We start from the raw sequence: 26,612 nt of genomic DNA, 5'->3' as shown, positions 1-26,612 counted from the left end.
TTCCATATTGAAAATATAGAACAAATGTTCTATTATATTTTTACCACCACACAGAGCCAAAACAACAGAGATTTGTTGAATATTGTCATAATTTGGTATATTATTTAGACAAATGCGGTGTGTTTGGGAAGGTTTGTGTGGAGGAAAAAGATGGATATTCAACAAATTATTACAGCTTTACAAGCGGAGAACATAAGTGAAGGGTGTAGATTATATTTTACAAGGAAAAAGAGCAATAATTCCTATGTAAGTTTCTCTCCTATCGTTGAAGAAGATGTGGTACAAAAATTGGTGAACCTAATCATTCAATATTTAAATACTCGGAAAGATTTAACTGTGTCTATTTTTAGTCCAGTTGGATGCTATGATGAAACCATAGAATCTTGTAATATAAATGAAATTCAAAACTTCAATGAAGTTATTGAGAGTTTGTCTGAAGATAAAGTAGAGAGGGATGAAATAGATAAGAATAGTATTAATAAGTTAAATTTCTATTGTTTTTCAGTTGATTGTATATTCAATGGAAAGGAAGAGAATATTAAATTTTTTAGACGGATAACAAAATTTAAGAAATTATCTTCCAAGGGTATGTTTGGACAAATAAAAAATAATCGTTTTAATAAATTAGAAACTAATATGCTTGGTATAGACGGTGATGTAGATGCAATTATTTTAGGAGAAGAAGTTGCTGTTTTTAATCATGTAGCATTAGAACGAATTTTTTCTATGAGAGACCAATATATCGAAAAAGCTGAGGAAGCTATTGAAAAAATAAAAGCAGCACAAAGGATTGAAAATTTTGATCAATTTGAAGAAGATTGTAAAAGTGATGGAAGAATAACAAGAATATTAACAAAGTTGCTTAATGAGGATGATAAACTGGAACATTGTTTTGAAAACTTTGAAAACGTTAAAAAAGCAATTAATATTTTTGAGCTAGATATTAAGGTGAAGAGACATGGAAATAAAGAGATAATTGTATATGAAGGAAAAGATCAATTAATGAATATGGTAAGACTTGTAAGAGATTCATATTATAGAAGTATTATTGGCGAGCGACCAGGGATAGATGATTCGATATAATTTGAGGTGATGTAATGAATAAGTTTAATTTACTTATTATGAAAATTAGAATGTTTATTACATCTTATTTTCCATTGTACATTATTTTGCTGTTATTGCAAATTAGCAAATACCCAGTGAATTTACATAAGGATGAAATATATGTTCCAGCAACGGTATTAGCAATAGTATTGGTTGGATTTATGATTATCTCAATATTGACAACAATAGATTTATTTAGAACGAAAGGAAACGAACAGTATAAATATAAATCAATTAATCGGACCGGAGATGCAGTTATCTCATATTTAATGACTTATATAGTTCCATTATTATCCGGTACGATTTTAACATACGAAGTTTTTGTGGTAAATATTTCATTATTTATTATAATTGGAATAGTGTATGTCAAAATGGATTTAGTTTATTTTAATCCGATATGGATTTTGTTAGGATATGCTGTGTATACTGTGGAATGTGGAGACTTTGTTATAAGCAATATTCCGTATGGCATATTGAAACAAAATACTGGAAATTCATTAAAAAGCAGTTATTTGGTAAAAGGGGTTTATCTTATCCGTAAAAAAGATAATGTAAGCAAGTTATAGCAAATGTGATTCATGTATATATGTGTTTCTTTTGCATAAGCTATCTCCGAGGTGATAGCATGAACAAAAAACAGCAGGAGCAACAGAACAGGCAGAAGAACCTGAACAAGTTCAACAGCGTAACTGAGAAGGTAAAGCCGGAGAATCAGAACCAGGGCCACAACGTCCGATCTGAAGCGGTGGAACCGAAGAACAGGCAAGTATGAGAAGGGACAAGGAAATATGACAGAAGAAATGATTTATGAAAAAGTATCTGCATTTGTTGAAGAGAATTTAAAAGGAATTCCGTTTAATGAGGGCCTTCCTAAATTTCAGGAATATGTATGGCATTTAGGAAATGAAGTTGGAAAATCAGGAACTGAAATTGTAAAGATTTACTTCGATTACAAGGCAAAAGAAAAATAGACAGAGCATAAGAGGCACTTCGGTGTCTCTTTTCTTATACCCAGATACATAGTTCAGGGGTTCAAGGTAAGCGCCAAATAATAGTGCGGTAAAATATAAAATTACTCCATCCCTTTGCGAGTTGGAGTAATTCACTATAATTCACATGCGATTTTTGATAGATTGGAGTTTTTCATTCCAAGGTGCACTCTGCAAGCTGTTCATCGGTCATATCTTTACCAGGCCGGCCTCCGGACGTTTGGTGTGCGGCCGCGGGACATGCAGAAAACAATTGCCTATCTGCAGGAAGTATCAAAGCGGTTGAATAAAGTAGTAATTGAGAATGTCGATTTCGGGCGTCTTATAAAAACATATGACCGGGAATCGGCATTATTTTATTGTGATCCGCCGTACTATGAGGCAGAGAAATATTATCACGACAGGTTTCAGCCGGAAGATCATGTGAGGCTGAGGGATGCGCTTTCCTGGATTAAAGGGAAGTTTATCCTATCTTACAATGACTGCCCGGAGATTCGGGAACTGTATGCAGGATATCATTTGCTCGAAGTAGAACGGCAGGACAACCTTACAGCGAAAACTAACCCACGTCGTTATAAGGAACTGATTATCAAGAATTATTAGAAATATCGTGGGTATTATTTTGAGTGAGTAAAGATGAAGCATCTGGCGAGAGTTAGGTGCTTTTCTTATGCCGGAACGTAGCTCAGTAGGCAGAGCACCTGTCTTATACACAGCAAGTCGAAGGTTCGATTCCTTCCGTTCCGATTGGCCACCGGGCCATTGTGTACACATAAAGGAGGGCAGATAGCATAAACGGAAGTGCGCGAGGTGAGAGCCTTGGTGTTGTCGGGTTCGATTCCCGGCCTGCCCGCTGAACAGAAAGGAAAAGTAAAGATGCCAATCTATAAAAGATGTAGCAGGTGCGGAAAGAGAATACCATCTGGAAGCATATGCCCATGTGTCAAGCAGCGCCATAAAGAGTACGACAGGTATAGCAGGGATCAGAAGAGCAGGAACTTCTACAACAGCAAAGAGTGGGAACTGGGAAGGGCTGCTGCATTAGATGCTGATGGCGGGATTGATGTGTATCTGTTTATGACGGAAGGCACCATAGTAATAGCTGATACAGTGCATCATATCATACCGCTTAAGGATGATTGGAACAAAAGGATAGACATAGATAACATGATGAGTCTGAGTAGTGATACGCACAGCATGATCGAGCAGATGTACAGGAAAAATAAAGCTCAAATGATAAGAAAGCTGCAGGGAATGATCAAGGAATACCGAGGACGGCGTGAACCATGGGGTATCTGAAAAAGTTTTGAAAAATCCGGCCTGACCGCACGTCCTCCTCTCTTTACATAAATTTCCGAATTGAAATAAAAAGTTGGCAGCGTGAAAGGAGGGATCCGGATGGCAAGGCAGAGAAAAGTCGTTGATATGCAGACGGCACATCTGACACAGAAAGAAAAACAGAAGAAAAAAGCTGAAGAACGCGAGATTATTACAGGAAATGAAGCTCTGGACAAGCCTCCGGCCTGGCTTTTGAACGCGGATGCAAAAAAGGAATGGAAACGAATTATCGGAGAACTGAAAAAGATAGAAGTTGTAGGAAATCTGGATTATGCGAATCTGGCATGCTATTGCAATGCATATGCGAATTACATAAAGGTCACACGTCAGTTAAAAAAGGAGCCATACTGTATAGAACGAGAGACCAGGACCGGAGTGATTGTGGTGAAAAATCCTCTGATCGATATACAAACTAATTATGCTGCAGAGATGCGGAAGTTTGCGGGACTATGTGGAATGACAATTGATTCAAGGCTTAAGGCAGCTGTTCAGAAAGTGGACGAAAAAGAAGAAAAACTTGAGCAAAAATTCGGGGCGATATGATGAAACAGTATGAAGACATAAAAGCATATACGAAGAAATGCATATCAGGTGAAATAATAAGCTGCAAGAAACATAAATGGGCATGCATGCGGTTCTTGAGAGATGCGGAAAAGGCAGAATCAGATCCGGATTATCCATATTACTGGAGTGAGGAATCAGCACAGAACATTGTGGACTGGTTTTCTCTCCTCAGACATTCGAAAGGAACTTTGGCCGGAGAACCAATCATATTGACAGAGTGGCAGCGGTTCAGAATATGTCAGATTTATGGGTGGCGCAGAAAGAAGGATGGCCGGAGACGATTCAAGAAGAGCTTTACGGAAGTAGCAAGAAAGAATGCGAAGTCGCAGGAAGAGGCGGGAATTGCGCTATACGAAGCATCCGTAACAGCGGTAAAAAATAATGAAGTATGTGAAATTTATACCGCTGGGGTAAAAAGGGATCAGTCCAAGATTGTATTTAATGAGGCCGGTCTAATGTTGAGGGGGTCGCCGCTCAGAGAGAAGTTTGACGTAAGACGGGATGCAATTACACACCGGAAGAGCGGAAGCTTCATAAAGGCATTGAGCAAAGAAGATGGAAAATCTGGAGATGGAACGAATCCGGCAAATCTGATTATAGATGAGTACCACCAGCATCCGACAACAGAGTTTTATGATCTGGGCCTTGGATCAAACACGAAAGAGCCTCTACTGATGATCATTACAACGGCAGGAGTGGATCTTACCAGTCCGTGCTATACCATTGAATATGCGTATTGCTCAAAGATATTAGACCCTGATGTAGATGTGGAAGATGAGGAATACCTCGTTGATATCTGCGAACTGGATGAAGAGGATTACGCCGATCTTGAGAGGCTGGATGATGAGAACCTATGGTATAAAGCAAATCCGATTCGAATGACATATGAGGAAGGACGAGAGAAAATACGGGGAGATTATAAAATTGCCCGTGAACAGCCGGAGCATATGAACTCTTTCCTTACAAAATGCCTGGATATCTGGGTACAGGCTCGGGAAAACGGATACATGAATATGGCCAAATGGAAAGCCTGCCAGGTAGACAAGCTTCCGATCAACACAAAGGGAATGAGTGTATATGTTGGATTTGATATGTCTGCTAAAATCGATCTGACTTCGGTTGCGTTCATTATTCCATTTTTATCTGGGGAATATGATTCAACAGGGAAAGAAATTGTGAAATATATTGTGTTTTCGCATTCTTTCATCCCGAATCGGGAGAAACTGATCGAGAGAAAAAGAAAAGACAAAGTGGATTATGACGCATGGGAGAGAATGGGATGCCTTACTGTAACTGACACACCGATTGTGGATCAGAATGCTGTGATGGAATATGTAAAAAATACATGTGACAAAAATAACTGGAAGATCGAATGCCTCTGTTTTGATCCGGCAAATGCCGCAAAGCTGATGATGGATCTGGCAGAGGAAGGGTATATCGTAGAAGAGGTATTCCAAAGCCACAAATCTCTGAATGAATCCACACAGGGGTTTCGGGAGCAGGTATATAGCGGGAATATAGTATATACATACAATCCGCTTCTGAATTTCGCAATGAGTAACGCAGTGATCCGGACGAACCAGGGACTGATAAAGATTGATAAAGATGCTACGACAAAGCGCATCGACCCGGTAGATGCTGTGCTGTGTGCATTTAAACTTGCAATGTATCACGAATTCACACCAAGTTTTCTTGATGCAATTGATAAATATCTGGAGAGTGATTGGTAAATGGGAATTGGAAAAAGGATCAGAAACGCAGTAAGTGAGCTTGTACGGCCTGCAGCAGATCTGAATGATGAAAAACTCCTGGACTGGCTGGGAATAACCACAAGGGATAAAAAGCTGACAGGAGAAGTGACATATTATACGTGCTTGAAGATGCTGAGTGAAACAATCGGGAAGATGCCGCTCAAATATTTTCAGCAGACAGAGAAAGGAAGAATCAGAGCTGACCCAGACGACATTACCCAGCTGCTTACGATTCGTCCAAATAAGATCATGACTCCTACCACGTTGTGGACGGCGGTTGAGATGAATTGTCAGCACTATGGAAATGGGTATATCTGGATGCGCGGGGAGTTCGCACGGGACGGTACCTATGGCGGCTCATATAAGATCTACGATATATGGTTGATGCAGAGCTGCTATGTGACAGTTTTGATAGATGATGTGGGAGTGTTTGGCGGAAAAGGTGAGATTTATTACCAGTATTCAGATCCAATGACCGGGCAGCAGTACCTTTTTAAGAGTGATGAAGTTATGCATTTTAAGACGTGGTACAGTCTGGACGGGATTATGGGTCAGCCTGTTAGGAAAATACTTCAGGATACGGTGGGAGGAGCCCTTGAAAGCCAGCATTACATGAATAATCTCTATGAGAACGGACTAAGTGCGAGCATGGCTATGCAGTATATCGGAGATCTGGATGAAAAGAGACGAAAGCTGTTGGAGAAAAAATTTGCGAATGCTCTTAGTGGTCCGGAGAATGCCGGAAAGGTAATTCCGGTTCCGATTGGCTTGCAGCTTACTCCGTTGAATATGTCCATGGCGGATGCTCAGTTCTTTGAACTGAAGAAATATTCTGCTCTTCAGATTGCCGGCGCATTCGGAATCAAACCGAATCAGATTAACAATTATGAAAAGTCCAGCTATGCAAACAGTGAAACGCAGCAGCTGGCTTTTTTAGTTGATACAATGGCGTATCGCCTGAAAATGTATGAAGAAGAGATCAATGCGAAAGTGCTGACTCCGAAGAAACAGAGAAAAGGATATTTTTACAAGTTCAATGAAAAAGCTATTCTGAGAACGGACAGTAAGACTCAGATGCAGGTTTTAAAGGATGCGGTGGGCAATGGCCTCTATATGATAAATGAAGCAAGAGAATATCTCGATAAACCTGCGGTAGAAGGTGGAGATGTTCCTATGGTAAATGGAACTTTTATACCGCTTACGATGGTGGGACAACAGTACAAAAAAGTAGAGGGAGGTGAGAATAATGCCGGAACTACAGTTCAAAGCACAGAACCGACAGCGGGGGAAGATGGAGATCCGAAACCAGACGGAGACGAAAGCTCAGCTTAATATCTACGGAGATATTGTATCCGATGAATGGGGAAAGTGGAGTGATGATGATACTTGCCCGACGGATATTTCAAACTTTCTCAAGGATCTGGACGGGGTATCGGAGATTGAAATGCATATTAACAGCGGCGGAGGATCTGTATTCGCCGGGATTGCGATCTACAATATGCTGAAGCGGTCAAAAGCAACCGTTACAACATATATCGATGGGATTGCAGCGAGTATCGCATCTGTGATTGCCTGTGCGGGAGACCGGATCATCATTCCGAAAAACGGGACGTTTATGATTCATAAGCCGACAACCGGTTATTTTCTGGAGTCACTTAATGCGGATGATCTGAGAAAAGATGCTGAAACGCTTGATCATTGCCAGAAATCTATTGTCCAGACATATATGGAGCGGGTGAAAGACGGTGTAACAGAAGAAGAGATTAACGATCTTGTAAATGCGGAGACATGGATGAATGGCTCTGAGGCGGCAGAATACTTTGATTTTGAAGTAGAAGAGGAAGTAACCGCCGCTGCTTGCACAAGCGATTTCTTCTGCTCTTACAAAAATACCCCGGAGAATATAAAAAATCAGGAAGATTCGGTTATATCTGTGGATAAGATCGCGGATATGGTCGTGGAGAGACTCGATAGTAAAAAACGGGCCGAAGAACAGAAGAGAATGGAAGACATGAAAAAAGAGATTCTGGAAGATCTGGATATGTATGGTATCTAGGTCTTTTTATTTTGAAAGGAGAACAAGGATGAATAAAGAACTGTTAGAACTGCTTGATTCGATTAACGATAAAAAAGCAGAGGTCAAAAAGCTGGTAGCAGAGAATAAGCTGGATGAAGCAAAGAAAGCCAAGGATGAGCTGAAAGAAATGCAGGACAAATTCGATCTGCTTAAAGACCTGGATGATGAGAAAGTGGTTGATATGAAAGGCAAAGCGTCAGCGGGAACAGTGAAAAAAGTGGGCGGAGATGTGGCTACGAAAGAGTTTGCGGATGCGGCACGCCGTGGATTTCACGTAGAAAATGCGTTGTCAAGTGGTATAAGGGAAGGATCAGATCCGGATGGAGGATACATTGTGCCCGAAGATATCCAGACAAAAATCAATGATTGGAAACAGAGTGAATTTTCCCTGGAATCTTTAATTTCTGTAGAACCGGTAACAACAAACAAAGGGGGAAGAACATATGAAAAGAAATCAGATTCCCAGCCGTTTCAGGATATAGATGAAGGAGAAGCCCTGGAAGAAATGGATACTCCGGAGTTTGAACGCGTATCGTATACAATCGGAGACCGGGGAGGGTGGCTGCCACTTACGAATGATCTTTTAAACGATACAGATCAGAATATCACAAACAGAATTACGAAATGGATCGCAAGAAAAAGTAATGCTACATCGAACGCTAAGGTTATCACATTAATCAATCAGAAAGCAGCAACAGAGATTGAAATGCTGGACGATGTAAAGAAAGCGCTTATTGTCACACTGGGATCGGCGTATATGAATGCTGCGCAGATTTTGACGAACGACGATGGCCTGCTTTTCCTGTCTACATTGAAAGACAATAATGGGCGGGAACTTCTGCAGCCGAATCCGTTGGAGCCGATGAAAATGTATCTGTCTGTTGGTCCGATTAAAGTACCGCTTGTATGGGTGCCGAATAAGGTTATTCCTTCGGATGTGGCTACAAAAGGAAAAAGAAAAATACCGATTATTCCGGCAGATTTTAAAGAGGCATTTAAAAAATATGATCGTCAGAAAGTCAGCCTTTTAGCTTCGAATATTGCTGTGGCAGGAAGCTTGAATGCATTTACACAGAATCTGACACTGATTCGCGCAATCGAAAGAAATGATTTTAAGGTTCTTGATAAAGATGCGTATACAAATTTGAAGATGGTAATAGATGATGCTTCCGTAACGGGGGAATCATAAGTCCTGACATTATTACGATACCAGCCGGAAGTCAGGACTTTTACGGGAAAACGGCAGGAGAAATGGTGACAAATGTCTGGGTTGGAGAAAACGGCTATGTAACAGGTACATTTCATTACATAACCGGGTATACAGGATTCAACGAAGCAGTGCCGGCAGAGCAGGAGGGATATTACTTCCCGTTCACTCTTGCAAAGTCCGGCACGACCATGACATTTAAGAAAAATGGAGAGATATCAAAAGATTCAATTCCGTGGGAAGCAAATAATGTGTTCCGGGTGACCCAGGGCGATACATTCGAAGTGCTGGTCGATGGGAATCACATTGTGACATTTAACTTCTCTGGAGCTGTATTTGAACCGAATACTACAGTAAAATCCGCCACAAAACAGCGGGCAAAAAGTAGCGCAACGGCATCATAACCGGAGGTGAGCAAATGTTACGTTTGATTAAGAAAAGACTTGGAATCGCGGAAAATGTTACCGTATATGATGACGACATTAAAAGTTATCTGGCAGACTGCGAACAGGATATGCTCGACTCCGGAGTGCCGAAAAGGACAATTGAATCGGAGAATGACAGGGTGGTGACAGCAGCCACCCTGTATGTAAAAGCTAATCTGGGAAATGACCGGTCGGACACAGAGAAATATATGAATCTATACAGACAGAAAGTGTTCAGGCTTACATTAGATCCGGAGGAGGATGAGACATGTGGAACGGAAGCATTGTCCTGATGAAGACAATACAGACAGGGCAGAATACGAATGGATTCCCGCAGAGCAAATATGAGTGTTCAGAAGAAATACCGGCAGATATATCCGATACTACACGAACGGAGGAGGTTGTTGGAGAACAACTCGGGTACAGCGCGGATATTACAGCGGAGATTGCTGCATGCAATTATGCAGGCGAATCAACGTTCAAAGATGTGGGTACCGGAATCGTGTATGATGTGAAACGGACATATAAACCGCCGAAATCCATGAATATTATTCTGACCGGAGAGGCGAGAGAGCATGGCAAAGTTTGATATTTACGGCATTGACGATCTTATGAAAGGTCTCAGTCAGATTGATGTTGACCGGATCGCACCGAAAATGCTGGAAGAATCTGTTCCGATTCTTGAAAAAGCGGTAAAGGCGGAAGCGGCGAAACACAAAGATACCGGTGCTATGGAAGAATCCATTAAGGCTACGGGTGCGGATATAAATGCTAAAGGGCACTATATCTGCGTGCGCCCCACCGGGAGAGATGAAAAAGGCGTCCGAAACATGGAAAAGATGATTTATATGGAATACGGAACCTCAAAACAGAAGGAAACACCGGTATTATCTCCGGCTGTGAGAAAAGCAGAGGGGCCGGTTCTTGACAAAATGCAGGAGGTATTCAATAGAGAGGCTGAACATTTATGACAACTTTTGAAAGAATTATATGCGCGATAAAATCGTTCGGGTATCCATATACTCCTGGAGTGTACAAAGGGAAGGAAAAACACTGGTTTACATACAGTTATGCGGATGATTATGGTGATAATTACGCTGATGATGAGCCGCAAAGTATAATTAACCAGGTACGAGTTAATTTTTTTCTGCCGGCGGACGAAGATTATACGGAAATAAAGAACCGGATTCGGTATGCATTGTTCCGTCAGGGGTTCACATTCCCGGAAATTACTCTTTTAGATGATCCGGATCCCGCTTTGAGGCATATTGTGTTTGAATGCGAGATTGAGGAAGAAACGGAGGGGTAAGACATGGCGTATATGGGACTTGCGCATATTGTGATAGCGGCATATCGCGAAGCCGATGGAAAAGCATCATATTCTGGCGGAATTCGATTCGGGAAGGCAATTAAGCTGGAGATTGATCCGCAGTATGAGGATATGAGCGACTATGAAGACATCAATGAAACAGACGAAGCGCAGGAAATATCCTATGCAGATGTATCGCTGAATACGGATGAAATACCGGAAGAAGCTGAATATATGATGTTCGGGCATGAGACAACGTCCGGAGAGGTAATATCCGGCGAGAAAGACAGATCGGGATATGTTGGAGTAGGTGCCAGGATTCGCGGTGTAAAAGGAGGACATAGAAAATATGTGGCAATATGGATACATAAAGCGAAGTTTACGGATGGGAGTCAGGCGCACGAAACAAAAGGAGAGTCAATTTCTTATCAGACCCCTACTGTAACAGGGAAAGCAATACCTGATATTGTAGGAAACTGGAGAACAAAGAAAACATTTGATACAGCAAAGGAAGCAGATTCCTGGATTAATGAGATCGCAGGAATAGAAAGTGAGGAATAACATGGCATATGTAGGATTAAGAAAACCGATTATTGCACAACTGAAAAATGATGGAAGTTATGACGATCCCTTCGCATTCGGAAAAGCGATCGGGCTGCAGGTGACACCAAACTATGCGGAAGGATCATTGTATGCGGATGATGGACAGGCGGAATATGATAAGGAATTTTCATATGCAGAAGTCACATTGAATACAAGCACCATTCCGATCACCGCACATGAAAAGATGTTCGGTCACAAAGTAACCGAGAAGAATGTCAAGTTTAATGGAGACGACCAGAACAACGATGTAGGCGTCGGCTGGATTTCGGTGGAAAAGGTAAACGGAATAAGGTCCTTTATCGGAAACTTCCTGAATAAAGTAAAATTCTCTGAGCCGTCCGAAGACTATGCAACAAGGGGAGAATCCATTGAATACAAAACACCGTCGATCACAGGACGCGCCAGCACGGTAGACGGCGGAGACTGGAAAGAGACCGAAACTTTTGCTACAGAAGCGGAAGCAAAGAACTGGGTATATGAAAAGTTTGGCAAAACAATGGGAACGTTAAGTGTACAGAGCGCCGCCGGTACTGAAACGGGAAAGACAAAACTTACCGTAACACCGAATAAAGGAGAAAGCTCATCTTATATGTACAAAACAGGGGTGAATGTATCGCTCCCGGGATATAACGACGTATGCAATGTAAATTCAGGCTGGACCCCGTGGGATGGAACAGCGGAAATCGCGGCAAAGACCGGAGACAAAATCGTAGTGGTTGAAATCCTGACGGAAGACAGCACAGCAATAAAGGCAGGAGAAGCTACAGTAGCAGCAAACGAAGCAGAGTAAGGAGGATGAATCATGTTTGACAAACTGAATTACATAGAACTTTCCGGCGAATTATATCCGATCAAGTGCGATATGCTTGTCCTGGAACGGATCCAGGACAAGTACAAGGATATCTCAGAATTTGAAAACGGTATTACCGGATTTCAGCCGAAAATCGGGGAAGACGGACTTCCCGAAAGGACTGAAGAAGGGCTTATTATTGGAATGTCGGGTGTGCCGAATATAAAGATGTTAAAGGACGGACTGATCTGGATGATCCGGGAGGGAATGGACATTGAAAAAGAGGAAGGAAAAGAGAAACGGCCTGAACTGACAGACGAACAGATTATGAGAAAAGTGGACATTCCTCCTAAAAGACTTGGAAAAATTCTGCATGATGAATTTAACTGCTGCTTTGCAAGAAAAAACGGAGAGACCACGCAGAGTCCGACGACGGAGAATCCGAGCGAATAAACTTTGCGTGGATCGTATTTGTAGGAATGGAAATCGGATATCGGGAAAAGGAGATTGCACATATGTATTTTGGAAAATGGTGCGATCTTTTTGAAGAATGGCGAAAAATGCACAATATCCGCATGAAAAGAATGGTATTCGAAGAGAAAAAAACACAGTCTCTTATGGATTTGTAGCAGCCTCTGTGGTAAGATATAGCCAAAGGAGGGAACACGGATGAAAGCGGCCAGAGCTTGGATTGTATTAAAAGCAATTTTTTCATATTGCATGAAATATCGCCCATATATGACGGCATGGACAATTGTATGGCTGTTTGCGGGAATATGGACCAGTATCAGCAAACAATCCATAGCTGGAATAGTAATCGCCTTGATCTGTATTGCGATTCCGATCGCTTTAAAAAAGGGGTTATGGTTGCTGAACCATGCATTGACTCCATGGAATTCCCGTGATGCGAAAGCTTTTGGAAGAGCTCCGCGTGGGAGATTTACAGATTTCCTCGACGAATATCTGAATAACTATAAAGAATAAGAGCCGCCCGGAAGGGCGGTTTTTCTATGCGTATTTTGCGTCGGTGCAATGAAGCGGCGCAGGAAAGAATGCGATGCGAAAAGGAGAGTCTGGCAGCAGGCTCTCTTTTTATGTAAATGGAAAGGCGAGCGAACATGGCGACAAAAAAGATAGGGGCATATATTACCCTTGACGGCGAAAAAGAATTCCGAGCAGCTACTTCCGCCTGCAACAAAAGCCTGTCCACAATGAAGTCGGAAATGAAACTGGTAGAGGCTCAGACTACCGGAACTGCAAACACGCTTGAGACATTGCAGAAGAAGCATGATGTACTGTCCCGGACTCTGGACGAACAGGTGAAGAAAGAGGAAGCTGTCCGTACCGGATTAAAACATGCGGAAGAACAGTATGCGAAAGTCGGAAGTGAGCTGGATGCATATAAAAGTAAACTGGAACAGGCCCGAAGCAATCTGGAAGAGATGAAACAGTCCTCGGAAACGACAGAAGAGGCGTTGAACAAGCAGAGCGAACAGGTCGAGCAGCTGGAAAAGATTGTAAGCAAAGGCGAGGAAACCTATCAGCGGGCCGGAAACCGTGTAAATGACTGGAAGAAGCAGCTGAACAATGCGGAAGCGCAGACAATCAAAGCGACAAAAGCTTTGAATGAAAATGCTGCCTATATGCGGGAAGCTGAAGATGCAACGGATAATTGCGCAAAAAGTATTGATGGTTTCGGAAATAAGGTTGATGACACGGTTAAAAAGCTGACCGGTTTTGGGACTACCCTTAAAATGAACGTGCAGAACACACTCATAGAGACCGGGAAGGAACTGGGGAAAGATCTGTTCCAAAACGCAGTGCAAGGAACTCTTGAGCTTCAGGACGCACAGAATCAGCTCCGGGCAAGTACCGGGGCAACTGCGGAAGCGACAAAAGAGTACAGCACAGAAATGCAGGCCGCGTACAAAAGCGGCTATGCAGATTCTGTAAATGATGTAGCTCAGGCAATGGCATTGGTAAAACAGTATACGGATGAGACGGATCCGTCAAAAATCCGGGAGATGGCTGAGAGTGGAATGGCGCTGGAGGATACGTTCGGGATGGATCTGAGCGAATCCATTCGCGGAGTGGATGCGCTCATGGAAAACATGGGACTGACTTCAGAGGAAGCATTCGATTATATGGCCAGGGGAGCCCAGAACGGATTAGATAAATCTGGGGAGCTGGCGGATAATCTTGCTGAGTACAGCCAGATCTGGGCGCAGGCGGGATTTTCGGCAGGAGAAATGTTCACGATCCTGGAAAACGGATTGGACTCCGGAGCTTACAACTTGGACAAAGTCAATGATTATGTAAAAGAGTTTGGAAACAGTCTGGCAGACGGCCGTATTGAACAGAATCTGTCCAGCTTTTCAGATAATACGCAGAATCTCTTTTATCAGTGGAAAGCCGGAGAGGCTACGACGAAACAGGTTTTCCAGTCTGTAATATCTGATCTGGCCAGTATGGAAAATCAGCAACAGGCGCTTACAATCGCAAGTAATACCTGGAGTTCCCTGGGCGAAGACAACGCCATGAAAGTGATTACGTCCTTGAACAACGTAAATAACACTTATAAAAACGTTCAGGGAACAATGGAAGAGATAAAAAATATCAAGTATGACAGTGTATCGAATCAATGGAAGGTTCTTGGAAGAACTTTTCAGACGGATATCATGCAGCCGATTCTTGTAAAATTTCTTCCGGTCGCTCAGAAAGGCATGGAAGTCCTGGCTGACAATATTGACACAATTGTACCGGCTGCGACAGCAGCAGGAGCAGCTGTAGGGACGATATGGGCAGTTAATAAGAGTAAAAAGTTCATTGAAGATACAAAATCAGCAATCAGCATAATTGGAAAAGCAAAAGATAGTGTTTTGAAGTTTGTTGGAGTACGTACAACAGAGACGGTAGCGGATACTGCGTCTACCGCAGCGAAAGGAGCAAATACTGCCGCTACGGTAGCACAGACTACGGCTACAACGGCTCAGGCGGCAGCTACGACGGCCGCCACCGCTGCACAGTCGGCATTTACCACGGTGCTGATGGCAAATCCGATGGTGCTGGCGGCAGCAGGAATCGTAGCCCTTACAGCTGCTGTCGTTGCATTCGGAGGAGAAGTAGATAACACAAAGAGTAAATCAGAGGAACTGAAAGAAGAAGCGGAAGACCTGAAAAATAAAGTGGTAGAGGCTACCAGTGGGCTTTCAGAATCCATCGCCGAAACAGAATCCTCTCTTTCTGAGGTTATGGCCAGTGGCGATGTGGCCAATGGGCTTGTGGAAGAACTGCAGAGTCTGGCCAGCCAGTCCAGACTGACAGCAGATGAGCAGAGTCGGATGAAGATCATTGTTCAGGAATTAAATACGATGTTTCCGGAAATGGGGCTGGCAATTGACGACACGACCGGAAAACTGAACATGAGTGCTGCGGAGATGGAGAACTATATCAATACTGCAATTGAGATGCAGAAAGTGAAAGTTGTCCAGGATAAACTCGGCGAAAGTGTTGAAAAGCTTGTAGATGCGGAAATTGCGAGAGAAGAAGCAAGTCGCAAATACGAAGAGGTTGGAGAAGAGCTGGCAAACATTGAACAGAAGAGACTAGAAGCAAATGAAGCGGCTGAGAGACAAATGGAAGATGCTCAGAAAGCTCAGGAAGCTTACAATGAAGCCATGCGGACGGGATCGGAAAATGCCAACGAACTTTATGCGGAAACCCTGAATCAGTCGGAGGCGATGATTGAGTACAATGGTGAAATGATGACGGTCTCGGAAGCTCTTCGGCAGATGGAAGAAGACGAAAAGAACCTCACAGCGGCTCAAGGCGAATATAAAGAAAGCCTTGATGCAGCCAATGATTCGATTGATGCTGCTAATGAAAGCATGGCGCCGTATACGGATTACTTAAACGGGATGACGGATGCGACAAAAAACAATACGGATGCAACGAATGCGAATACGGAGGCAAAACAGACTGCAGCCGGACAGTCGCAGATAAGTATTGAAACAGCCGGACAGGAGCTGCAGGCTTACAATAATCTCTCACAGGGGCAGCAGGATCTGGCTGTTAATGTAACAAATGCAGTGCTGACTATGCAGGAAAACGTACAGAGTGCTCTCGAATCTCAGATGAATATGTTTGAAGAATTCGATGGAGGTGTGCAGCTGTCAACAGAAAAGATGCTGTCAAATATGCAGAGCCAAATCGATGGCGTAACGACCTGGGAACAGAATCTGTCTACATTGGCCGATCGGGGAATTAGAGATGGATTGCTTCAGAAACTGGCCGAAATGGGGCCGCAGGGGGCCGGTTATGTACAAACATTTGCGAATATGACGGATGAAGAGCTGAAAAAAGCAAATGAATTGTGGGATCAGAGCGTTGATATTAAAGGTATGACAAATGACTGGGGGCAGCAGCTCCTGGAATCTGGCGCGGCAAATGTAGCGGGAGGAATGGATAAATTAACTCCTCTTATAAAGCAGAGTGGAGCAAATACGGTGATGGGGCTTGTTACCGGAATGCAACAGGCTCAGAAAACCGCAGAAGCGGCTGGTAATGATCTGGGTGTTAAAACAATTGAGAGCGTTAACGATGGCCTCGGGGTTCACTCTCCTTCAACAAAAACCCTGCAGTCTGGATTGAACACAACACAGGGCCTGGCTAATGGCCTTGCGCTTGGAAAGGTTACGCTGGTGATTGCAGTAATGGGAGTAGCCACGTCTGTAATAACGCAGATGAACAGTCTGCTGAATAAAAACACACTGGTTTCAACCGGTTTAAATACATCATATGGACTTGCGGCGGGAATCAGAGATGGTAAGGCCAGTGTGGTATCGGCAATCAAAGAAGTAGCATCCGCAGCGGTTAAGGCGGCAAATGATGAACTCGAAATTCACTCTCCTTCACATGTATTCCGGGGAATGGGAAACAACTCTATGGATTCTTATGCACTGGGCGTAAGAGAACGAAAAACTGCTGTGAAAGATACTGTAGCATCTGCGGTTAATTTCCGGGATGTTAATGGTCAGATCAAAGGAAGTACAAGCGCTGGAGCGGCCGAGAACTATCAGCTGGCGTCTGTTATCAGGGAAGCATTAAAAAATGTAACAATAAAAGCGTATCTGGGAGACCGGGAGGTTACAAGAGCGCTGGCAGGTCTGGGGGTGCAGTTCAGTGCTGGTATATAAGAGCGGAAGTACCGGAGAGGAAATCAATCTTTCAGAAGAGCATATAAAAGCCCATATTAAAACAGCGGGATTATATGATTATGACTGGAATGTAAACGAGATCGAGCTCAAAACCGGAATTGAAGTAGATGGATTTCAGCGAAATTCAAAACAGTATGAGCTGACTCTGGACTTCAGAGGATCCAAAGAGGAGCGAGCGGAAGCCGCAGAAAAATTTTTCAGAATTACGGAACGGGATGTATTAGAAAGAATCAGTGGGCAACTGTATTTCAAAAATCATTATCTTAAGTGTTATGTTATTGGATCGAAATATGAGAACGCCGGACGTGCGAGACTTGTCAGAAAAACAGCCAGCATATATGCGCCGCGGCCTGTATGGATCACGGAGATGCATAGATCGTTTCAGAAGATTTCTGGATCAGAGGAGAGCTCAGAGCACCTCGATTACGACTATGACTACAATTACGATTATACAATGCCCTATGGCGGTGATGCGATTTGGTCCGTAGATCATTATGCGCCCTGTGAATTTCTAATGACGATATTCGGCCCATGCGTGGATCCGAGAGTTGTAATTAACGGGCATCCCTATCAGGTATATGTGACGTTAGATGAAAACGAATATCTACAGATCGACAGCCGGCCGAATGCAAACACAGTTGTGAAATATGCTGCAAATGGAATTCAGCAGGACATGTACGACATGCGCGCGAAAGAGGAAAGTGTATTTGAACCGATTGTACCGGGAAATATTCGGGTGGTGTGGCCAGGAAATTTCGGATTTGATCTGACATTATTTTGTGAGAGGAGTGAACCGAGATGGAAAACACAAGACAGCTGATTCTTGCCGATCAGAATCTGCGCGATATCAGACCAGTAATAGATGCGGATATCGACATTGCAATCGGATCAGACGAAAATGATTATGAGATTATGATTCGGCGGGATCAGTGGGACGAACGCTATGCTTACGGGAACATCTTCTACATTAAGAATACAGAGTTTGGTGGAATTATAGGCAGGAAGAAAATCAATACCGCGGAAGACACAATATCCCTGTACGGCCGGACATGGCGCGGGAAGATGGATAAGAAAATTATCCGCCCGCCGGATGGACAGGATTATCGGAAGGTATCCGGGGAATTGAATACAGTATTGAATACGCTTATCACTGAGCAATTTAATGATTATTTTGTTGTTTCTCAGAATGATACCGGAGTGAGCGTTACCAACTATCAGTTTGACAGGTACTGCACCCTGCTGACCGGAATCGTTAAGATGCTGAAAAGTGTCGGCTATAAGCTACACATCGAATACATTCAACAGGAGCGCGGGCAGCCCGGATACGTGGAACTGTCTGCCGTTCCGATCATGGACTATTCCGAACAGATTGAGCTGTCTCAGGACAGCCGGCTGAATTTTACGTTTGATGAGACAAAAAACGGTGTGAATCATCTGATCTGCCTCGGGAAAGGAGAGCTTCAGGATCGGCAGGTCGTTGACCTGTACGTTGACCAAAATGGCAATATTGGGAAAACGCAGTATTATACCGGGATACAGGAAGTTACAGAGATATACGAGAACACTTCCTCGGAAAGTGACGAACTGGAAGAAAAAGGCCGGGAGAAGCTGCAGGAACTGATGAACTTTACCTCTTTCTCGATGGATGTCGAGGCGTTGAAACTGGAGATTGAGATCGGTGACATTATCGGTGGAAGAGATTATGTGACGGGTATGTATGCGGCAAAGCCGATCGCAAAGAAGATATACAAGATGTCAGGCGGGACAGCTTCACTTGAATATGAAATAGAAGGAGATGAAAGTTAATGGAACTTGCAACAGGACGGGCGGGAAAACCGCATATCACATCACAGCAGGATCGGCAGAAGCATCAGGGAATCTGGGGTGATGGAGCATATATTCTGAATACGGGAAATATGCTCGAACCGGTAGTTCAGAGCTCAAACAAAATATTGATCAAAGACGGCGCGCTGATGTATCAGGGCGCATTATTTACGGTTAAAGTCGGGACTACAGATGAGATCACAATAGACAATGGAAACCAGGGAATGCAGAGAAAAGATCTGGTGGTTGCCCGGTATACATATGATTCTGCACAGAATATTGAATCGGCATCCTGGCTGGTATACAAAGGGACAGCCGTAGGAAGTAATCCGGTCTTGCCCTCAGGAATAAGTGGAGATATACAGGCGGGAGACAATGTCGTTGACGTGCCATATCTTGCGGTAACTTTGAATGGAATCAATATAGTTTCGGTGGATGTTTTGCCTGAAGTAGCGCCAGATATCCCTACGCTAAATGCGTCTTTATCCGAGCTATCAGAAGAAAAAGAGCCATTACAAAAACGGGCCTATTCTGGATGTTATTACAAAGACGGGTATGATTGCTTTTTGCATGCAGCCGATGAAAATGCGGAAGATATTATAAAAAATCTGCCTGCTGCATATCGCCCGAAAAAAGCAGTAACACTGTCAGGGTGGTGCTACAACGAAAATTCAACTGGGTGGTATCCGTGCATTGCGGGACTACGTGCAGACGGAACGTGGGCATATGTATCCGCTATTAATGAACTCGGAGCGGCTGTACCGTATTATATCTACAATACTGACCAAGGCGTCGATAGACGAGCATATTTTCGGCTATGGCTGACGGGCGCATGGGCGACAAACGTAAATGGCGCATAAAACAATTGTTTTCAGCAGCAATCATAGAAGCTGAATTGTACCTGCTGTAAAATGTATTGACATTACATCGTTATTCGATATTTCTGATGGAGCCCCAGAAAAATCATACTGATATCGAATTATCCCTAGATCTTTCATCAAAAGAAAGGTTCCCTGGTCTTGCGCAAATCCATGAGAGTCGCTAGCTGATCCAACGATGTAATTTCCGTTTTGCCGTACAACGCCGGTGGCAAGACTTGTTCGGGCACCTGTAATTTTGTCAAGGCGTTTTCCAACCGGAATACTCATGAGAAGCCTTGTACCGGCTTGCGTTACATAGCCGTCTAAGGTAAGGCCACTAAGTGATATTTCGTCGCCAGGTTCAAAAAATGAATCTGCCAAAGACGCATTTAACATATAGATTATAAAAGAAAGGATGATTCTATGAAACTTGTTTACAATGATGCAACAGAAATCAACGTCCAGCAGGTAGAGCCTTGCGGTGATTACCTGCGGATTCTCGTTGCGGGGACTACCCCGGATCAGTTGAAAGTGCTATTCACTGATACGAGCCGCACTGCCCGGATGATCGTGCAGGAGCGCGGACAGACGATTGCTACATATGAGGGATACACGGCGTTCTATCGGACGGAAATCTACACAGGCAAGATATACGGCGTTGTCATGTATAAGCCGGAGAAGACGCCGGAAGTACAATCGTCTATGGTACAGGCAGCGGTCACCGTTGCACAGATTCAGGCGCAAAGTTTGACGGACGAGCAGGCCCTTATCGTGAAAGATATCTATCCTGTATGGGATGGGAACGGTGTGTCATATCCGAAGGACTATTATCTGACGCATAACGGAAAGCTATACAAGGTTCTGCAGGCACATACTTCACAGGAAGACTGGACACCGGATTCGGCACCGTCTCTCTTTGCGGAAGTGTTGCCAGGACAGAGCGGCACCGGAACTGGAGAGTGGGTGCAGCCCGATAGCACAAATCCGTATATGACAGGAGATCAGGTGACACACAATGGAGAAACGTGGGAATCGTTGATCGACAATAACGTCTGGGAGCCGGGAGCGCAGGGGACAGAGGCCTTGTGGCAGAAAGTAACAGAGTAAGAAAGGCGGGTAGCATATGGCAGAGATCAAAGAAGTGAAAGCGGAGAAGACCACGGTGAATGCCGGAGAACGCATCCATATATCATTTGAGTTCTGGTATGATCAGGACTTCCCATATGATTACCCGCATGACTACCCGATCGCTAGTGAAAGAAAGTGAGGAAGTAATTATATGAGTGAAATTACAAGAGCATATGCCGTCTACAAAGGCGAGCAGTACAATGCGTCATACAGCTCAGGCACAGGAGAGTGGAGCGTGGACATCCCGTCCGGATCAGAATCGTCTTACAGTCAGTCTAACCATACATATCCGATTGAGTTACACGCATTTGATGCGGCTGGAAATGAGACGATTATGTATGCCACTGATTCCACGTATGGGGATCAGCTGAATATCCGCGTCCTTGAAAAGACGAAACCGACGGCGACAATCGTATCCCCGACACAGGGATCAGTTCTGGGATCTGCGACTCAGGATATCAAAATGGAACTGCAGGATGCCGGTGGATCTGGGCTTAATATGGCATCCGTTATTTTCAAGGTTAATAATATTCAGGTTTCAACAGGGCTTACCTGGCAGGATGGCTCCGGGGGCAAGAAGGTCTGCACTTATCATGCCACGAACCTGTCAGATGGAGCCAACAGTGTCAGCCTGCAGGTAACAGACAATGATGGCAATGTTTCTGACGTTGCTGAAGTATCGTTTGTTATCTCCACATCTGCACCGACTTTGAATGTGACGTCCCCGACAGAGGGATTACTGACCAACAGCAACCAGGTAACAGTAGCCGGTACCGCTGCGGCAGGATCGGATGCAGTGACGCTGACCGAGGTGACAATCAATGGCGAACAGGCAGATATCGGAGAAGGCGGAGCCTTTAGCGAAGTAATCACTCTTACTGAGGGAGCGAATACAATTACCATTATCGCCAAGGACAGCCTGGGCAAGACTACAACCGTCACAAGACATATCACCGTAGACACCAAGGCACCGATTATCAGTGATGTAGAGGCAGAGGCAACTACCGTAGACGCCAACAGTACGATCCACCTGACCTTCAAAATCGTGGATCCGGCGGACTGATATGATTATCAGAGTATGGGGTATAGTGAATTCTACTGAGGTAGAGTTCACACCCATCCCGGACCGCCCGGGGTACTGGGAAGGATACGCCCCACGTTTACCGGGACTGCAGGATATTGAAATCTGGGCAGAGTCAGACAGCGGACTGCGGGGACACCTGCAATGCACTGTAATGCTGGACTATCATGCGCATACCGATGCACAACTGCTCTGGGATCGTACCAATGCAGATCTGGTCGGGCCGGAGCGGACAGTGCGACTGCTGTTACTGCCGTGGGTAGCAAACCTGATCACGCTACGCGAAGAGAGCGTTCTGCAGGAACACTATAATGCGCGGCTGAAATGCTGCAGAAAGGCGGTGAGGTGATGGGATACACGGAAACTGCAGAATTCAAAATGGGCGAAAAAAAGTATGTATGTATCAGTGTGCGCAGCACCTGCACGAACCGGCCATTTGATGTGACGTCCGCAAAATACGTCCTGCGCAATGGGGATCAGGAGGAAACGAAAGGGGATTGCATCATCGAGAAAAAGAGCGATGCAGAAACAATCCTGTCCGCGCTGATCCAGCCGATGATAAAGGGAACCACATACAAGCTCGAGTACACGTATGAGATACCGCCGGAGATTCTCAAATATGAGGTAAAGGTACAAGTATCATAAGGCAGGTGAGAATATGAGCATCAGAGACAGACCGTAACAGGTCTTATTTTTATGCATATTTTTATAGAAGGGAGACAAAAATGCCGGACACAGTTATAGTTGCTGTTCTTTCCCTGATCGGTACACTGATCGGAAGCTTCGGCGGTACCCAGCTTATAAAGTACCGGATAGAACAGCTTGAGAAGAAAGTCGAAAAGCATAATTCTGTGGTGGAAAGGACGTATCTTCTTGAAGAAAAAGTAAAAGTGGCCAATCACAGGATTGAAGATCTGGAAAGAAAGGTGGAAGAATAATATGTTTAAAAATTGTGTGTTTAAAGTATCCGTAAATACAAAGAAGTGGCTGAAGGCCGCAGGCATAAGGGCGGTAAAGACAGTGGCTCAGGCTGCCATTGCGGGAATCGGCACGGCGGCAGTGCTTGGCCAGGTGGACTGGAAGTATGTAGTATCTGCGTCGGTACTGGCCGGAGCGATCAGCATACTGACGTCGATTGCCGGTATTCCGGAAGCAGGTACAGAAGATTCAGAAGAGGCTTAACAGTTTTAGATGAGTGTTGCGACGTCGCAACAGAAAGGAGATTGGATATGGCAGACGAAAAAGTAATAGAAAAAGAAGGTATTGAATTGGATATGGGAATCAAACCTACTGCGGAAGAAATTGCAGAAGCAAAGAGGATTGCTGATGAATGGGAGGATGAACAGGATGGCTAAATACAATGTGCATGGTGGACATAACAGTATCGTTCCGGGTGCAGCAAGCATACTGAACGAGGTGACAGAAGATAGAAAGGTGAAAAATAAGCTGATTTCATTACTTAAGAGTGCAGGGCATACTGTGTACGACTGCACAGATGATTCCGGCCGGACATCAGGGGCGAATCTGGCAAACATTGTCGCTAAGTGTAATAAGCATTCTGTAGACCTTGACATATCTATTCATCTTAACGCCGGCCGCAACGACAAAAAGGGAGACGGCAGCACAGGCGGCGTTGAAGTGTTCTGCTATGACAGCAAAACAAGAGACGTGGCAAGACGGATCGCAAATGCAATCGCGGAAGAATTTGGATACAACAAGCGATCCGACAGTACCACACCGAGCGGATACGCCGGGGTAAAATACAGCACAGGTTTGTATGTGCTGAGAAATACGAAGTCAAAAGCGATTCTTATTGAGTGCTGCTTTGTTGATGACAAAGACGATGCTAAAGTGTGGAATGCTGAAAAATGCGCGGCAGCAATATATAAGGGCATTACAGGAAAATCGGTATCTTCTGTGAAAGACGGTCTTTCTGACACCAAAGCCTCAGACGGGAACTGGTACTACTACAAAGACGGAAAAGTTGCCAAAAACGTTACAACCGTAGCAAAGAATAAGAATGGCTGGTTTTATGTTAAAAACGGAAAAGTTGATTTCAGTTATACCGGGGTCGCGAAAAATGACAAAGGATGGTGGAGAATCGAAAAGGGTAAGGTCAACTTTGATTTTACCGGTTTCGGTGAAAACCAGAACGGTTGGTGGTATCTGAAAAACGGTAAGGTAGACTTCAGTGTGACGGACATCATCAAGGGTACGGTCAAAGGAACTACAGGCTGGTGGTATGTAGTCGGAGGCAAAGTTACCTTTACAACTACAGTTGCTAAAAACAAAAATGGCTGGTGGTATGTAAAGAATGGTATGGTTGATTTCGAATATGACGGCGTGGCCGAGAATAAGAACGGCGTGTGGTACATTGATAACGGAAAAGTTGACTTCGACTATACCGGGGAAATGAATGTCACACTGACAGTCAGGGACGGGAAAGTGGTCCTGTAATAATTACCCCGGGGCTATTGCTCCGGGGGATCTGGAATATTGTATCATCTTTTTACATAGTGTATAATGTGCCTTATTAAATAAGTAGAAATATTTGTACGTTATTGCAATAAGGATACCTTTTTGCAACAACAAGAAAATATTGCACGTTGTTACGAAAAGGTTGACCCAGTGGGGCTCCAAAGCCCTTGGTGACGAGGGCTTGACCCCTATTGAAATTCTGCGGTATTATTACGGAGACGATATGTACATCAATACAGCCCAGGAGATTTCCGGGATTCCGGCGTCCTGGCCCGGATATAATCTGCAAGAAGGCTCAAGAGGCGATAAAGTGCGGCAGATGCAGGAACAGCTGGATGTGATCGCAGGAGCGTATCCGGCAATTCCGTCTGTCCGGGCCGATGGCATATATGGACCCTCAACAGAAGAGGCCGTGAGAAAATTTCAGTCGGTGTTCGGACTTCCGGCAACAGGAGTTGTAGATTATCCGACATGGTATAAAATTTCTGAAATTTATGTAGGGGTATCGAGAATAGCGGAACTGACATAGGAGCGAAAACAGAGAGGAGAAGCATGGCGAGAAGGAGAAAGCGGAAAAAACATATCTTTCCGAGATTGTTATTATTCATTTGCATTATTGCTGTATCAGCCGGAGCAGTGACTGCGGCAGGCTGGTCCCTGCCCCGGTTGGTCCGGTCTGTAGGAGAAACGGTAAATACGGTTGCACAGCCGCAGGCAGAGTTCCCTGAGCTTACCGTGGATGTGGAAGAGGTTGACGGCAGCTTTTATTATCAGCAGCTGAATGAAAAGGAGCAGCAGATCTACAGAGAGATTCTTCAGGCAGTACAGGCAATGGAAGAAGAAACATATATTCATGCCGGCCGGGATGATGATGTGGCAAAAGTATATGAGTATCTTTTGTATGACCGTCCGGAACTGTTCTGGTGTGACGGCAGTTCGCAGATGACTGTATATGAAGAATATACAGAGCTGTATCCCGGATATACCTGTACTGAATCCGAGAAAGAACAGAGACAGCAGCAGATTGAACAGGCAGAGAGAGAATGCCTGTCCGGAGCAGATGCAGGCATGTCAGAGTATGAAAAAATAAAATACATTTATGAATATCTGGTGCAGACGATAGACTATGACGAAAGCGCTCCGGATAATCAGAATATATACAGTTCCCTGGTCGGGAAAAGGTCTGTATGTGCCGGATATTCAAGAGCCGCCCAGTATCTTCTGGAACAGATGGGGATTGAATGCATTTATGTGACCGGAACAATCCGGGGCCAGGGCTCTCATGCATGGAACATTGTAAAATGTAATGATACGTATTATCAGATGGATGTAACATTCGGAGATCCGGTTTTTCTTGAGGCAGAATCCGGAGAAAGCATTCCTCATACCAGTATTAATTATGACTATTTATGTTGTACGGATGAAGTCCTTTTCACAGATCATATACAGAATGATTTTGTACCTTATCCGCCATGCGATGCCGATGACCTGGATTATTACCGGCTAAATGGCATGTACTATGACAATTTTGATCCGGATTTATTGCTCAGAGATATGAATCAGAGTATTTATAACGGGGAAGAATCTTTTGTGTGTAAGTTTTCAGATGAAAATGTATACAGCCAGGCAAGAGATGAGATTATTGATAATCTGATTCCAAGAGCGGCAAAAAATCTGGCAGATACTTATGGGCTTTCCCGGGTAAGATATACCTATGTGGATGACGGAACCCACAGGAGAATTTCAGTATTCTGGGATTACGGAGAAAGTAAAAGCTGACGAAGAATCCGGAGAGGAAAAGAATATTTATGCATATATTTAATATATTTAGAAGTGTATTTACTGAATATTTAGAAGTATTTATTAGT

33 protein-coding genes, 2 tRNA genes and 1 pseudogene are annotated in these 26,612 nt (G+C 44.0%); all 36 read left to right on the top strand.

Annotation, left to right across the window (positions count from 1 at the left end; translation table 11 throughout):
• The first annotated feature begins 150 nt into the window (after positions 1 to 150).
• The 36 genes and pseudogenes from AC0QUU_RS11900 (at position 151) to AC0QUU_RS11725 (ending at position 26,523) form a co-directional block, all read left to right on the top strand.
• The gene (locus AC0QUU_RS11900) at positions 151 to 1,083 is read left to right on the top strand and encodes a Kiwa anti-phage protein KwaB-like domain-containing protein (protein ID WP_474543037.1); all 933 of its coding nucleotides are present in this window, start codon (positions 151 to 153) and stop codon (positions 1,081 to 1,083) included.
• A 38-nt stretch (positions 1,084 to 1,121) separates the two neighbouring features.
• On the top strand, positions 1,122 to 1,670 hold the full coding sequence (locus AC0QUU_RS11895) for a hypothetical protein (RefSeq protein ID WP_474543035.1): 549 nt from the start codon (positions 1,122 to 1,124) through the stop codon (positions 1,668 to 1,670).
• 59 nt (positions 1,671 to 1,729) lie between these two features.
• Complete coding sequence (locus tag AC0QUU_RS11890; protein WP_474543033.1) at positions 1,730 to 1,876, top strand: hypothetical protein; 147 nt, start codon at positions 1,730 to 1,732, stop codon at positions 1,874 to 1,876.
• 16 nt (positions 1,877 to 1,892) lie between these two features.
• Entirely contained in the window at positions 1,893 to 2,075 is a 183-nt protein-coding gene (locus AC0QUU_RS11885; protein WP_474543031.1) for a hypothetical protein, read from the top strand.
• A gap of 114 nt (positions 2,076 to 2,189) precedes the next feature.
• Complete coding sequence (locus AC0QUU_RS11880) at positions 2,190 to 2,696, top strand: DNA adenine methylase (RefSeq protein WP_474543029.1); 507 nt, start codon at positions 2,190 to 2,192, stop codon at positions 2,694 to 2,696.
• Positions 2,697 to 2,767: 71 nt separating this feature from the next.
• Positions 2,768 to 2,840: transfer RNA gene (locus AC0QUU_RS11875), tRNA-Ile, on the top strand.
• Positions 2,841 to 2,873: 33 nt separating this feature from the next.
• Positions 2,874 to 2,946 (top strand) — tRNA-Ser (locus AC0QUU_RS11870).
• Between the two features lie 23 nt (positions 2,947 to 2,969).
• Complete coding sequence (locus AC0QUU_RS11865; protein ID WP_474543028.1) at positions 2,970 to 3,392, top strand: HNH endonuclease family protein; 423 nt, start codon at positions 2,970 to 2,972, stop codon at positions 3,390 to 3,392.
• Positions 3,393 to 3,491: 99 nt separating this feature from the next.
• Positions 3,492 to 3,974: a phage terminase small subunit P27 family gene (locus tag AC0QUU_RS11860; protein WP_474543026.1), complete on the top strand. Its 483-nt coding sequence runs from the start codon at positions 3,492 to 3,494 to the stop codon at positions 3,972 to 3,974.
• The gene (locus tag AC0QUU_RS11855) at positions 3,974 to 5,725 is read left to right on the top strand and encodes a terminase large subunit (protein WP_474545576.1); all 1,752 of its coding nucleotides are present in this window, start codon (positions 3,974 to 3,976) and stop codon (positions 5,723 to 5,725) included. The genes AC0QUU_RS11860 and AC0QUU_RS11855 overlap by 1 nt, the downstream gene beginning before the upstream one ends.
• The gene (locus AC0QUU_RS11850; protein ID WP_474543024.1) at positions 5,726 to 7,078 is read left to right on the top strand and encodes a phage portal protein; all 1,353 of its coding nucleotides are present in this window, start codon (positions 5,726 to 5,728) and stop codon (positions 7,076 to 7,078) included.
• Positions 7,038 to 7,802: a head maturation protease, ClpP-related gene (locus AC0QUU_RS11845; RefSeq protein ID WP_474543022.1), complete on the top strand. Its 765-nt coding sequence runs from the start codon at positions 7,038 to 7,040 to the stop codon at positions 7,800 to 7,802. The genes AC0QUU_RS11850 and AC0QUU_RS11845 overlap by 41 nt, the downstream gene beginning before the upstream one ends.
• Before the next feature lie 28 nt (positions 7,803 to 7,830).
• On the top strand, positions 7,831 to 9,012 hold the full coding sequence (locus AC0QUU_RS11840; protein ID WP_474543021.1) for a phage major capsid protein: 1,182 nt from the start codon (positions 7,831 to 7,833) through the stop codon (positions 9,010 to 9,012).
• Between the two features lie 62 nt (positions 9,013 to 9,074).
• Positions 9,075 to 9,434: a hypothetical protein gene (locus tag AC0QUU_RS11835; RefSeq protein ID WP_474543019.1), complete on the top strand. Its 360-nt coding sequence runs from the start codon at positions 9,075 to 9,077 to the stop codon at positions 9,432 to 9,434.
• A 14-nt stretch (positions 9,435 to 9,448) separates the two neighbouring features.
• The gene (locus AC0QUU_RS11830; protein WP_474543017.1) at positions 9,449 to 9,748 is read left to right on the top strand and encodes a phage head-tail connector protein; all 300 of its coding nucleotides are present in this window, start codon (positions 9,449 to 9,451) and stop codon (positions 9,746 to 9,748) included.
• Entirely contained in the window at positions 9,724 to 10,044 is a 321-nt protein-coding gene (locus AC0QUU_RS11825) for a hypothetical protein (protein ID WP_474543016.1), read from the top strand. Before AC0QUU_RS11830 ends, AC0QUU_RS11825 begins: the two co-directional genes overlap by 25 nt.
• On the top strand, positions 10,031 to 10,426 hold the full coding sequence (locus AC0QUU_RS11820; protein WP_474543015.1) for an HK97-gp10 family putative phage morphogenesis protein: 396 nt from the start codon (positions 10,031 to 10,033) through the stop codon (positions 10,424 to 10,426). The genes AC0QUU_RS11825 and AC0QUU_RS11820 overlap by 14 nt, the downstream gene beginning before the upstream one ends.
• On the top strand, positions 10,423 to 10,764 hold the full coding sequence (locus AC0QUU_RS11815) for a phage tail protein (RefSeq protein WP_474543013.1): 342 nt from the start codon (positions 10,423 to 10,425) through the stop codon (positions 10,762 to 10,764). Before AC0QUU_RS11820 ends, AC0QUU_RS11815 begins: the two co-directional genes overlap by 4 nt.
• 3 nt (positions 10,765 to 10,767) lie before the next feature.
• Positions 10,768 to 11,325 (top strand): major tail protein, encoded by a 558-nt coding sequence (locus tag AC0QUU_RS11810; RefSeq protein WP_474543011.1) that lies wholly within the window; start codon positions 10,768 to 10,770, stop codon positions 11,323 to 11,325.
• A gap of 1 nt (position 11,326) precedes the next feature.
• On the top strand, positions 11,327 to 12,157 hold the full coding sequence (locus AC0QUU_RS11805; protein ID WP_474543009.1) for a major tail protein: 831 nt from the start codon (positions 11,327 to 11,329) through the stop codon (positions 12,155 to 12,157).
• A gap of 12 nt (positions 12,158 to 12,169) precedes the next feature.
• Positions 12,170 to 12,610, top strand: coding sequence for a hypothetical protein (locus AC0QUU_RS11800; RefSeq protein ID WP_474543008.1), 441 nt, complete (start codon positions 12,170 to 12,172; stop codon positions 12,608 to 12,610).
• 216 nt (positions 12,611 to 12,826) lie between these two features.
• Positions 12,827 to 13,141 carry a hypothetical protein gene (locus tag AC0QUU_RS11795; RefSeq protein WP_474543006.1) on the top strand — a complete coding sequence of 105 codons (315 nt, stop codon included), beginning with the start codon at positions 12,827 to 12,829 and terminating at the stop codon, positions 13,139 to 13,141.
• 116 nt (positions 13,142 to 13,257) lie between these two features.
• Entirely contained in the window at positions 13,258 to 17,352 is a 4,095-nt protein-coding gene (locus tag AC0QUU_RS11790) for a phage tail tape measure protein (RefSeq protein WP_474543005.1), read from the top strand.
• Positions 17,339 to 18,193, top strand: coding sequence for a hypothetical protein (locus AC0QUU_RS11785; RefSeq protein ID WP_474543004.1), 855 nt, complete (start codon positions 17,339 to 17,341; stop codon positions 18,191 to 18,193). The genes AC0QUU_RS11790 and AC0QUU_RS11785 overlap by 14 nt, the downstream gene beginning before the upstream one ends.
• Entirely contained in the window at positions 18,172 to 19,179 is a 1,008-nt protein-coding gene (locus AC0QUU_RS11780) for a hypothetical protein (RefSeq protein WP_474543002.1), read from the top strand. Before AC0QUU_RS11785 ends, AC0QUU_RS11780 begins: the two co-directional genes overlap by 22 nt.
• Positions 19,179 to 20,057: a hypothetical protein gene (locus AC0QUU_RS11775; protein WP_474543001.1), complete on the top strand. Its 879-nt coding sequence runs from the start codon at positions 19,179 to 19,181 to the stop codon at positions 20,055 to 20,057. The genes AC0QUU_RS11780 and AC0QUU_RS11775 overlap by 1 nt, the downstream gene beginning before the upstream one ends.
• A 423-nt stretch (positions 20,058 to 20,480) precedes the next feature.
• On the top strand, positions 20,481 to 21,164 hold the full coding sequence (locus AC0QUU_RS11770) for a carbohydrate-binding protein (protein ID WP_474542998.1): 684 nt from the start codon (positions 20,481 to 20,483) through the stop codon (positions 21,162 to 21,164).
• Positions 21,165 to 21,180: 16 nt separating this feature from the next.
• Complete coding sequence (locus AC0QUU_RS11765; protein ID WP_474542997.1) at positions 21,181 to 21,324, top strand: hypothetical protein; 144 nt, start codon at positions 21,181 to 21,183, stop codon at positions 21,322 to 21,324.
• Positions 21,325 to 21,336: 12 nt separating this feature from the next.
• Positions 21,337 to 22,248: a hypothetical protein gene (locus AC0QUU_RS11760; protein WP_474542996.1), complete on the top strand. Its 912-nt coding sequence runs from the start codon at positions 21,337 to 21,339 to the stop codon at positions 22,246 to 22,248.
• Between the two features lie 342 nt (positions 22,249 to 22,590).
• Positions 22,591 to 22,911 (top strand): hypothetical protein, encoded by a 321-nt coding sequence (locus AC0QUU_RS11755; protein ID WP_474542994.1) that lies wholly within the window; start codon positions 22,591 to 22,593, stop codon positions 22,909 to 22,911.
• A gap of 80 nt (positions 22,912 to 22,991) precedes the next feature.
• Entirely contained in the window at positions 22,992 to 23,204 is a 213-nt protein-coding gene (locus AC0QUU_RS11750) for a hypothetical protein (protein ID WP_474542992.1), read from the top strand.
• Position 23,205: 1 nt separating this feature from the next.
• Positions 23,206 to 23,448 (top strand): holin, encoded by a 243-nt coding sequence (locus AC0QUU_RS11745; protein ID WP_474542991.1) that lies wholly within the window; start codon positions 23,206 to 23,208, stop codon positions 23,446 to 23,448.
• 47 nt (positions 23,449 to 23,495) lie between these two features.
• Positions 23,496 to 23,621, top strand: coding sequence for a hypothetical protein (locus tag AC0QUU_RS11740; protein ID WP_474542989.1), 126 nt, complete (start codon positions 23,496 to 23,498; stop codon positions 23,619 to 23,621).
• Positions 23,614 to 24,723 carry an N-acetylmuramoyl-L-alanine amidase gene (locus AC0QUU_RS11735; RefSeq protein ID WP_474542987.1) on the top strand — a complete coding sequence of 370 codons (1,110 nt, stop codon included), beginning with the start codon at positions 23,614 to 23,616 and terminating at the stop codon, positions 24,721 to 24,723. Before AC0QUU_RS11740 ends, AC0QUU_RS11735 begins: the two co-directional genes overlap by 8 nt.
• 163 nt (positions 24,724 to 24,886) lie before the next feature.
• A pseudogene (locus AC0QUU_RS11730) lies at positions 24,887 to 25,273 on the top strand (peptidoglycan-binding domain-containing protein); the annotation flags it as partial.
• A 65-nt stretch (positions 25,274 to 25,338) separates the two neighbouring features.
• Entirely contained in the window at positions 25,339 to 26,523 is a 1,185-nt protein-coding gene (locus AC0QUU_RS11725; protein ID WP_474542985.1) for a transglutaminase domain-containing protein, read from the top strand.
• Positions 26,524 to 26,612: the final 89 nt, after the last annotated feature.

It is taken from the genome of Mediterraneibacter sp. HA8405 (genome assembly GCF_056148955.1).
This window is presented reverse-complemented; position numbering and strand designations above follow the sequence as displayed.